The sequence below is a fragment of the Streptomyces sp. NPDC001750 genome, assembly GCF_042892615.1.
Taxonomy (GTDB): domain Bacteria; phylum Actinomycetota; class Actinomycetes; order Streptomycetales; family Streptomycetaceae; genus Streptomyces.
This window is the reverse complement of sequence record NZ_JBIAUE010000009.1, coordinates 266,451-277,182: the sequence shown is the minus strand read 5'-3', so window position 1 is coordinate 277,182 and position 10,732 is coordinate 266,451. Positions and strand designations below refer to the sequence as shown.

The following is a 10,732-nucleotide window of genomic DNA, read 5'->3' as shown; positions in this document are numbered from 1 at the left end:
GCCGCCCTGCGCGTATCTCACCCAACCAGAACTACCGGACCTGGCGCTCAACTGTCAGGCCGATAGCCCGACATCACTCAATCAAGTTCAGTAGCTAGCCGAGATCCGGGCAGCACTGAGAAACGGGAACCCACGCACGAACAGGGTTTAGGGCTCGGGCATGCAGCGGGCATTCGTCAAGCATGTTCGGTCCCGCAATGCCGCCGCATCGCTCGCGCTGACACGGGCAAGCTGGGTCCAGGCCTCCAGCAACAGGGAAGCCGTGGTACTGCGGCATGGTTGGTCGCTCAGGCATGTCAACTCCTCAGCCAGCAAATAGAGAGAGGTTTATCGGGTTGGACGACACTCTACCCTGAACGACGAGATGAAGATCTTCACTTCGCCCGAAAATGGCAGGCGGTGCCACCGTTCGATACGTGCGAACCCATGTGTAATGCTGTTTGGGGCCGCTTGGGGCCGAATCTGAATTCAGACCCGGCCCCCGGCCCCGATCGAGTCAGGGGCAAAGTATGGGGTCGCAAATAATCTTTTTGGGCCAATAGGCGCACGCACCCCAAGTTCTGAACTTGAGCTTGTGCTTCTCGTTCTTTACTATTCGATGGGCGACTTTTGCGTTGTCCTTTGCGTTGTACTTATCTTCCCCCTTCTTGCTCCATTTCTTCCAGTCGCCAATGCTGAGTTGGAATAGCCCGTAGTAGGAGGTGTATCGCGTCTTTTTGAAGGCCTTTGGGTTGAGATTGGACTCGCAAGTGGCTACGTTGATCGCCTGGGTTTCAAGGCTTTTCTCGAATACGTCTCGAATTGCCTTCTTTACGCTGGCCTTGCTCTGCGCTTGCACGGACTGGATCGCCTGGGTGCTTGCACACGCCTTGGCCTCGGGGATTGGGGCGGCGCTGGCCGTGGAAAGGGAAAGGGATAGAGCTGTGGCGGTGAGAGCCGCCCCGGATGCCCAAAGGGATTTTCTCATGATGCTCCTCGATTTCGGTGGTGGCAGATGCTATCAAGGCTCGCATTCGTCGGGCTGTGGGGTGCGTGTTTTTTTGGCTTGTTTTTGATGTGTCAATGTGGATTTTCGGGTTAAGGGGTTGATTTCGCGTGTAGGTGGCGCGCCTTTGTGTCGCATTTGCCCTACTTTGCATCTGCGGAATCGCTGATTCCTTTCAAATTTGAATTCGAGTTCAAGGAATCGGTTCATTCATAGTTTGGCTGGTTTCAGGCGACCGCCCCGCGTCTTGGAGTGAGTGCAATTGGGCGTTTGCCGTTTACAGTTGTGAGTCGTTCGGATCTCCGGTGCATCGCAGTTGCTGTGAGTGTGCGCTCCCGAAGAGAGGGCTACTGAGGCGGGGTAACGGGGGCGCTGGCGCCATCACGGCGGCACACCAGTGCGTCAGGGTCGTCCGGAGGCGGCTGGAGTGAGTAGCCGTCCCGGCACGTCTGCCCATCCCGGCCGTCTCGCCCGGCCGCGCCATTCTTCCCGTTCGTGCCGTCCTTTCCTGCTGGACCAGGCGGGCCCGCAGGACCGGTCGGCCTCGGAACGGTGGAGTCGGCCCCGGCCTGCCCTGCCGCACCAGCCAGGCCCGGTACCGGAGAAGAAGCCGGACCGACGGGGCCGCGGCCTCCGGTCGCGCCCTTCGGTCTAGGCGGGCCGGGGATCGGTACGGGCACTTCAGCACGGGCGGGCAGATCGTCCACGGCCTGCTCGGGATCCGGCGCGGCCGGGGTGCCGCCCTTCGCCTGGATCTGCGAGCGGAGCCTCCGCACGTCAGTCGTCAGCGTCGATACAGCGTCGCCGCGGCGGTCCGCCTCGGCCGCGAGGTCGGACGCCCGCTGATCCGCGTGGTCTATTCGCAGCCACACCAGGACTACAGCCCCGGACAGCACGAGGAGCACGGCAGTGAGCGCGAATCCCCGCCACCGGCGGGCGAGGACGTCAGGTCGGCGGTGCATCACAGGGGGTTCCCTCCCAGTTCGATGATGCGCGTGTGCAGCCGACTGTTCTCGGCGGTGAGTTCCGCGATCTGGGTGTGCAGCGCGGCCTTGTCCGCGCGCTCTCCGGCGAGGTCGGCGTAGGCCGCCGAAAGGAGCCGTTCGTTCTCTGCCAGCTTCTCTGCCAGCTTGTCGCGTTCTTCTTGCAGATTGTCGACGAGGCTGGAGTAGCCGCCGAGAACGGCGCCGGACTGTGAGACGCGGTTCTCTCCGCGCTTTCCGACGATCGCCCCGGCCGCAGCTGCGAGCCCGACGACGATGGTTCCGACGGCGCCGAGCGTCGCAGCGTCCACGCGTCCTCCGATGGTGCAGTGGGGGGTGTAACCGCGGGCGTAACGCCACGATCACCCGTTCCCGGCGTACGGGCCCGAATCGACCGGCGCGAGCCCGGGGACCGTCGGGTACTGCGGCGGCCGCGCCCACCCGAGCAGCACGCCCGCGAGGCCCTGCAGAAAGGTGCCCCCCCTCGCGCGCTCGCCGAGCAGTTCGAGCAGCCGGAACACGAGGTAATAGGCGAGCGTGAGCCCGACCGTCACGGCACCCGTGGCAGTGACCGAGTCGATTTCGACGCCGGCGCGCACGGCGAGGGTGAGCAGCCACCCGGCGACGAGCGGCACGCCAGTGCGCATGAACGAGACGAACAGACCGGGCATGTCGGCCCCCTTTCAAGGATGGGCGCCCGGCCGCAAGCGGGCGGCCGGGCAGAGAGTCAGGCGACGACGTCGAATCCGTGTACCTTGCCGAGCCGCTTGAGCGTCGTTATGCCGGGTATGCCGTCGGCGTCCCGGCCGGTGTAGCCGAGGCGTCGCTGCCACGCCGCGTACGCGGTCACGGTGGCGCTGCCAAAGTGGCCGTCCACGTACTTCTTCGCGAGCAGCCCCTCGGCCGCCAGGGCGGCTTCGACGACTCGCGCGCCCGTGTACGAGACCGGCGTGCCGGACCTCACCGGGTCACGGCGGGCCGCGGCGGTCAGCAGCGAGAGGTCGACGACCGGGCGGGCAGGGGTCGGCTTCGCCGGGGCCGTCGGCGCGGACTGGCCTGGCGACCAGTTCGCCGGGTGCTTCAGGCGATCGCCCACGTCGGCGCGCAGCTGCTGCATGGTGAAGCCGCGGGGGTCGACCTTGTCCGACGACCATTCCAGGTGCCCGATGACGGACTTGGCCGACCAGCCGTGTGCCCGGCATATGGCGGCCTGGACGCGGACGATCGCGTCGTACTGCGCGGCCGGCCACGGGTCCTTGCCGTCACCGAGGTTCTCGCACTCCCACCCGTAGAACCGCGCGTTGCCGTCGGCCCCGTTCGCGTTGCCCTTCGTGGGCGGGGTCGGCCGGCTGCCGTACGACTCGGCAACCACCTGGTCCAGGACGCGCGCGTCGCCGCCCCCAGCGTGGTTGGTGCGGCCCCAGCCGACCACGTGGACCCGGCCGTCCTTCGCGATCACTCCGTGGCACAACGGGCCCGGTAGAGAGGCGTACCCGGTCCGGCACATGGCCACGGTGGACGCGGTGCCCCTGGTGACCGTGTGGTGCACGATCGACCCGTTGACGGGGCCCCACGCCCCCTTGGAATTGCGGTTGTGGGTCCGCCAGTTGCCGACCTCGACGACGCGGACGCCCTCGGCACGCAGCGCGGTGAGGACGGCGGTAGCGGACAGGGGGGTTGCCATGGGTGTCTCCAGACATGAAAAGGGCCCCGGCCGAGCGGCGCGGGGCGTACGAAGGGGGAGGGGTCAGGCCGGCATCCGGGCTACCCAGTGCACTGGGATGTTGGCCCAGGTATCCGGCCCTTCCGCCGTGTCCGTGAGCAGGATGAAGAGGGTCCATCCGGTTGCGCTCACGTTGATCGGCCGGGCCTCGAAACGACCGGTTGAGCCTGCCCCCGCTGCGATCTCCGCGTTCATGATTGGGGCGACCGGGAAGGGCGTCGGGAAGGTCACCGGCTGTGTGTACGACGACAGGTTCGTGAAACTGACGCTGACGATTCCTGCTTGGTAGTCCTTCGCGTTGAGGCGCCCGGCGGTGATGCGCATGCCGGGCTGCCACAGGGTGGCCGGAACGGCCATGGGTGCACCTCCTACAGAGCGACAATGGTGGGAACGGCGAGACGGACATCCGTCCCGGCCGCATGCCCCTTTGTGATGCCGTTCACGGCGCGGTCGACATGGAACGTCTGCGGTGACGCGGCGCCGCTGATGCCGTGCACGGTGACGGCTTCGCCGCCGAGCTGCACCTCGAACGGGAACTCGTCAGGCATGTCCGGGCCGGTGTGTGTGTCGGTGCGGGCGAGTCGGACGTCGTCCATTACCCACCAGTCCCCGGCGGCCGTCCAGAAACCGGCGCGGCCCTCGACCATCAGCCGGACGCCGACGGTCCCGGCCGGGGTGGTCGCGGTAACGGTGCGCTGAGTCCAGGATCCCCGTGCGGCGCCGGGCGCGGCCCCGTACTGCACCGTTTCGGCCCCGGTGTCGTCGCGGGAGACGATGCCCACCCGCATCGCGGGCGCGGTCGCGCTGGTGCCGTTGTAGACCCAGGCGGACGCGGTCCACGTCTGCCCGGGGCTCGCCGGGGTCAGGGTGCCGTCTACGACGTTCAGCGAACCGGTGTCACCCGATCCCAGCATCATCACCCGGGCCGCGCCCGTGCCGGAGTGCACGATCGTCTGTTCGCGGGTGACGGATCCGGCGGCGGGGCCGCGGGTGCACTCCCATGCTCCGACACCAGCCTCGAATTGAGGATCCAGGATGACGTTCGGCGCGGCCGTCACCCACACAGGGCCGGTCGGCGTTGCGACAGACAGCGTCGTCGAGGTCGCGGTTACTGCCGAGACCAGACTCGACCCGTCCGTGTCCGCACGCCCGAGCACGGGGTCGCCCACCACCCCGATCCGGTACGGACCGGCCGGGGTACAAGCGAGCGTCACCTCCCACGCGCGGGGGCGCGGCTGGTGCTGGATCTGCCGTACCAGGAGATCGAGCGGGCCCGGACCGGTGAAGTGCGGGGGATTCACGATCCGTACGAGGTCGCCCGGCCGCAGTCCGAGCACGGCCGGGATCAGGCCGGGGCGGCGATGCAGCAGCAGCCGGACCGTTGGGTACCGGGCCTCATCCCACGTGCCCAGGTGCGCCCGCCATGCGGCGATGGGCTGCGCCTGGTCGTCGCTGCCGAGCGACAACGTCATCGCTTCCTCGTACACCCCGACTCCGCCCTCTTCGGGCGGGCGGACGGACAGGGGCCCGTCCTCGACGACCGCGCGCCCGGACGACCCGCCCTCCCTGCTCACTGTTACGTCGTTGCGCACGGCGGCGTCGTCGTCGACCGGCTCCAGCGGCGGGGCCACATCCCCGGACGCGTAGTCCAGGACGAGGGCCGGGGTCTGGTTGTAGAGGGTGGCTCGGTCCCGGTACACGAGCCCGAGACGGTCCATGCGCTCGTACAGGACTCCGTCGTCAGACTCGGCGCACTCGGCGATCAGGTCCATCAGCTCGTCTTGTCCCTGCGGCCCCATGGCCTCAGACCCGACTGTCGTATCACCGGTCCACGTGACCAGCCGCAAAGTGGGCTCCTCTGCGGCGAGCCTGCGGAGCCGGTCGAGTGTCGACTCGCGGGCGTAGCCACGGTCCGCACCGGCGGCGGTGTTGGTGCCCGGCTGCCGGTCGGCGGTGCTGGGGGTGGTGTACACGCTCAGATGGCCGATGGCCATGCCCTGCGTACCGCTGCCCCACGTGCCGGTCACGGCTGCGGCCTGCCCCATCGCGCCTGTGACGGTGGTGTAGACGTACCACCAGACGCCAGTTGAGATGTTCCGCCAGGCACACATCACCCACGTCTGCCCGCCCCCCGCGTCCCCGACGTAGACGACCAACCGGTTCCAGATGCCTGAGAAGTCGGCGATGGCGGCGGAGACGGTCAGCGTCGCAAACGCCATGGTGTCGCCGTTGACGTCCCGCGCCTCGATCCGGATGCCTGCGGTGCTCGCGAAAGCATGCACGGTGCGGATCGCCGACCCGCCCACTGTGACACGGAGGATTTCGGTCTGGATGCTGGGCATCTCCGGCAGGCGGTAGGCCATTTCGACCTGCCAGCCCTGCACGCTGGTCCGGGGGACCGTCGCGGTCAGGGAGGCCACCGCCCCCAGCGTCGGCAGCGGCGCCGACCCTCCGAGCGACGAATCCGACGCCAGCTCCAGGCCCGCGACCTTCAGCGGCGGGACACCGTCCAGCGGCGAGTAGAGCTGTGTTGCGCCCGCGCCGTCCTCCATCGGCCAGTACGCCAGCAGCCCCGGGCTGCTGGGAATCCTCCGCCGCAGCGTGGATTGCAGTGGGCGGCGTCCCTGGCCGAGACGCCGCAGAATGCCCGCGGCCTGCACTGGCACCCACGCATCGTGCCCACCTGGCGACCACCGAGGCGGCCACTCCGACACCTCGCCCGCGAACAGGCCCTCCCGATCGGCGACCGAAGCGGCGGGGCCCAGCGTCCACGCGCAGCCGGCCGCATCCGTGGATGCGGTGGTGCCTGGGGCGAGGTTCCGGAAATCGGGGGCGGCCACGAGGGGGCCGTCGATGCCGCTGCGCACCTCGGCGCGGTGAACCCGCCCGGCGATGCCAGCAGAGTTGAGCACGGACGGCGATGCGATCTCCAGCGGAGATACCGAGACCGCGATGGCTGTGCCGTACTCCGTTGTCGACGCAGACTCCAGGACGGTCCAGGGGCCCTCGATCGAGGCGGCCCAAGATAGGGAGGCGGTCAGCGTGTTCCCGCTGTAGGCGATGGTTCCGCGTACAGCGGCACGTGGCGGGAGAGCGGGCAGAGCGCCCCTGATGTAGTAGCTGTCCGACCCGGTCACCGACCACCACAGGTAGAGCACCTGATCAGTGACCGCCATGCGGTACGAGCGTGCGCCCGGCGCCGAGACCCACTTGCCGATGAGCTGCCGGTCACCGGGCGCCAGCCAATCCGTGGTGGCCTCGACCCGGATGTCGAGGTCCCCCGTGATGTCGAGCGGAGCGGCGGCCGGGGTGCGGGCGTACGCGCCCGGCGTGCCGTCCAGTTCGAGGTACGACTCGGGCCCCGGCACCGTGATCCGGACCGGGGTGTTGCGTCCCAGCAGCCCGTAGAACGGGCTGAGCGGGTTACGCGGGCTGTACCGGCCGCCCTCGTTGTTGAGGAGGAGCGAGCAGGACGCAGGATCGGGCTGCGCCCCCTCGCTCGCCGTGCCGTGCGTGATGCTGATCGGCTCCCTGGTGTACACGTCCTTCGTGATGTCCGTCCACGTGCCGCCGAGCAGCAGTTCGGCCCGCAGACCAAGCGGCGATTCTGGGAACGCCACGGGGCCACCTCCTTACTTCTTCTTGCCCGCGAGTACGAGCTGAACGTCGCCGCCCCGCACGCGGATTGCGTGCCGCAGCTCCTCAAGCAGTGCGTCATCGCGCCGCGCCCCGGACGACCGGATCTCAATCACCGTCGGGCCGGCCGAACCACCAGCCCCGGCCCCGGGCACCGCCATCGACCCCGACGGGATCGGCACGGCGGACGGGTCCACGAGCGCGGACATCGACGCGTCGACCGCGCCGCGCCCGCCATCGATGCCCTGCACGAGCCCCTGCGGGATGTACTGGCCGATCCCAGCCATCACCCGCGACGGTGAATGGATGCCCAACGCCTTCTTGATGGCCGTCTGCATCCCCTTCGCGATCGTCAGCATCTGCTTCTCGATCGCCTTTTGCTGGGACTGGAGCCCCTTCACGAGCCCCTGCGCGGCCTGAATGCCGCTGCCGTACATGGCGTCCCCGGCCGTCTTCCCGGCAGCGTCCGCGGCCTTGACGAGCGCCGCTTGCTGACTGTTGATCTGCTTGATCTGCTGCGTCGACGCGTTCGCGAGGACCGCAGCCGACGCCGCGCCCTGGTCGACCCCGGCCTGCGCGATCTGCGCAATCAGGTCCGAGCGCACGCCCTTCTTCTTCAGCGCAGCGAGCTGCTGCGCGAAACGCTGCGCCTGATCAACCCTGGCGGCCAGGGTGTTGATGATCGTGTCCGCCGTAGTAGGCCCGTCCATCGACGTGATGTTCCCGGCGTCAAGTACACCCTTACGCGTGTCGGCCACCAGCTTGTCGCGGGCGGCGATCTGGTCCGCGAGCTTCTTCTGAGCGGTCTTGAGCTGGGAAGCGATTTTCTCTTCCCGCCGGGCCAGCTGCACCAGCCGCTTACTTCCGCTGCTGATCTTCCCCAGTGCACGCGACCGCTTCTTGCCCGGACGTAGGCCATCCGCCACCGCATCAGCGACCTTTGCCGAGGCGGCACGTACCTGCTTTTCCGACCCGGTCAGACCGTCGATCAGACCGCGCGCGATCCACCGTCCTTGCGCAGCCGTCACCTTCGACGGCGAGTGAATGCCCAAGGCTTTCGCGATCGGCCCCGGTATCGCGGACCGGGCAAAGCTCATGACCTGGCCCTTGAGCCATCCGCCCATGCCCTGAATTCCCTGCCACAGGCCACGCACGACATCCTGACCCTTGCCGTACAGCAGCGACCCGAGGTTCCCGACCGCCGCGGAGATCCGGCTCGGGATGCCGCGCACCCACGCCACCGCGTCCGCCACACGAGCAGCCGCAGCAGCCTGGAACCGCGACCATCCCTCGCGGGCCGACGTCGCCAGGCGGGAACCCAGCCCCGACAGGGCAGCGGCGGCCCGGCCCGGGAGCCCCTGCACTGTGGTGATGAAGTCGTTCCACGTGCGGGATACCGGACCGGATATGTAGGTGTTCCACAGGCCAGAGAACCAGCCACCTATCGCCGACCCGAGAGAGGACATCACCCCGCCCGCCGAGGCTGCCTTTTGTGAAATCCATGTGCCAAAAGACAGCCACCACTCGGCGAGTTTTTCATTGGTCTTGGCGATGAGTTCCTGCGTGAAATTCGTGGTGATGATGGCCGCCGATGTTACGAGCGCCCCGGCGATCAGACCCGGAAGGGTGATGAGTCCGGCTATGATCGCTGCCGCGATTGCCGAGACTTTTAGAACCTTGTCGGGGTTTTCGGTGATGTATTCGCCGACTTTCTGTCCCGCCCGCTGAAGCCATTCGATCATTTTCGGGCCAAGCTCCCGCAGCTTTTCGCCGATCCTTTGGGTCAGCAGTTCCACGAATTTAGCGGCCTGATTAACCTTCGAGTCCGTTCCCTTTCCGGCTTCCTCCCAAAGGTTTTTCAGGTGCTTCGTCACATAGTATTTCAGCCCGGTCAGTGCCGGAATGACCTTGGTGCCCAGGAAGTCAACGACGTTCTGCTGCAACCCGCGCTTGAACGCCTCGACACGGGCGCCTGCGTTGTCGCGCAGCGCATCGCCCATCCCGTTGGCCGCGCCGCCGACTTCCCCGAGGGCGTCGACCGCGCTTTTCGGGTCCAGGGCCAGCAGGGCCTTTTGCATGTCTTCGCTCTTGGTGCCGAAAAGTTCGACAGCGGCAGCGTCACGCTGTACGGGGTCTTCCATTTCGCGCAGTGCGTCGAGGGTCATTTGCAGGGCCTTAGTGGCCTGCGGTCCACCCTCTGAAATCATCTTCACCATCTTGTTGGCATCCAGGCCGACAGCCCGGAATCCCCCGACGATCTTGTCGGATCCGGCAACTGCCTCGATGGTGAATTCCTTCAATGCGTCCGCGACCACGTCAGTATCACGCGCGCCCGCTTTGAGGCCCTGCGACATGAGGCCCGTCGCGGTCTTCACGTTCAGGCCGAGACGCTGAAAGATCACGGAGTACTCGTTGAAAGTGTCCGCGATATCATCGGCCCTCGGGCCCATCTTCTGAAGGCCCTTAGTGATTACGTCAAGAGCGGTTTTCGCATTCTTGGCCAGGCCGGTCTTCATTACCTGGCCGACCGCATTCGCGGTCTGCCCCAAATCCAGCTCAAAAGTGCTCGCGAGATCCGTGACGTTCGTCGATATCTCACGAATCTGAGCATTCGTCGCACCGGTCGGCAGCAGTCCCGCGCGCATCGTCGCGCTGATCGCGTCCGTAGCGCCCTGGAAATCCTCCGTGACGGCGTCCGCGTACATCCGCCCGGCGATCTTGCCGTACCGCTGCGCCACGGCTGGAGTCGCGCCGAGCTGCGCCTGAAGACGGCCCGTGATCTTGCCCTGTTCGAGCGCCGTTCCGATCCCCTGCATCAGGACCGCGCCAGCCGCGATCCCGGCCGCCGCCGCGGCCAGCTTGACCTTGCCGAACGCGTTCTCGGCGACCTGGCGGAGACGGCCGGCCCCGGCCTCCCCACCATCAGCCAGCCCATCACCCACAGCAGCGCCCGCGCGGCGCCCGGCCGCACGGGCATCGCCGTCCATACCCCTCACGCCGGACCGCACACCGTCGGCCAGATCCTCACCGGCTCGACGTCCGGACGTGCGGGCCGCGGTCTCGACCTCGCCGAGCCCGGCCTGTACCCCGGTGGCGAGCGCGTCGCCCGCCTGACGGCCAGCCGACCGGGCCGCGGTCTCGACTTCGCCTAGCCCATCAGCCGCGCCATCGGCGGTGGCGCCGCCGAGAGCCTGCCCGGCCGCCGTACCAGCCCGCCCGGCCACGGTCGTGATCCGGCGACCGGCTGTCCGCATCTCTCCTTCGGCCCGGTTCAGTGCGGGCCGGACCGCACGGTCATCGATCGTGATGTAGCCGGTCAACTCGCCGATCGTCAGCGCCATCACCGGCCCCCCTTCTGCCCGGTGTCGGGCGGTGGTGCGAAGTGCCGGTAGACGCGGCATTCAG

Annotated in this window: 7 protein-coding genes; all 7 read right to left on the bottom strand. The window is 67.6% G+C overall.

Annotated elements, in window-relative coordinates; all coding sequences use genetic code 11:
* Positions 1-496: 496 nt before the first annotated feature.
* Complete coding sequence (locus ACFYY6_RS17380; protein WP_389193909.1) at positions 497-967, bottom strand: hypothetical protein; 471 nt, start codon at positions 965-967, stop codon at positions 497-499.
* Positions 968-1,946: 979 nt separating this feature from the next.
* Positions 1,947-2,279 carry a hypothetical protein gene (locus ACFYY6_RS17375; RefSeq protein ID WP_389193907.1) on the bottom strand — a complete coding sequence of 111 codons (333 nt, stop codon included), beginning with the start codon at positions 2,277-2,279 and terminating at the stop codon, positions 1,947-1,949.
* Between the two features lie 51 nt (positions 2,280-2,330).
* Complete coding sequence (locus ACFYY6_RS17370; RefSeq protein WP_389193905.1) at positions 2,331-2,639, bottom strand: hypothetical protein; 309 nt, start codon at positions 2,637-2,639, stop codon at positions 2,331-2,333.
* A 56-nt stretch (positions 2,640-2,695) separates the two neighbouring features.
* Positions 2,696-3,652 (bottom strand): N-acetylmuramoyl-L-alanine amidase, encoded by a 957-nt coding sequence (locus tag ACFYY6_RS17365; protein WP_389193902.1) that lies wholly within the window; start codon positions 3,650-3,652, stop codon positions 2,696-2,698.
* 63 nt (positions 3,653-3,715) lie between these two features.
* Complete coding sequence (locus ACFYY6_RS17360) at positions 3,716-4,048, bottom strand: hypothetical protein (RefSeq protein ID WP_389193899.1); 333 nt, start codon at positions 4,046-4,048, stop codon at positions 3,716-3,718.
* Between the two features lie 11 nt (positions 4,049-4,059).
* Positions 4,060-7,311, bottom strand: coding sequence for a carbohydrate binding domain-containing protein (locus ACFYY6_RS17355; RefSeq protein WP_389193896.1), 3,252 nt, complete (start codon positions 7,309-7,311; stop codon positions 4,060-4,062).
* Positions 7,312-7,323: 12 nt separating this feature from the next.
* A complete protein-coding gene (locus ACFYY6_RS17350) occupies positions 7,324-10,668 on the bottom strand; it encodes a phage tail tape measure protein (protein WP_389193893.1) in 3,345 nt (1,114 codons plus the stop codon).
* Between the last annotated feature and the right edge of the window lie 64 nt (positions 10,669-10,732).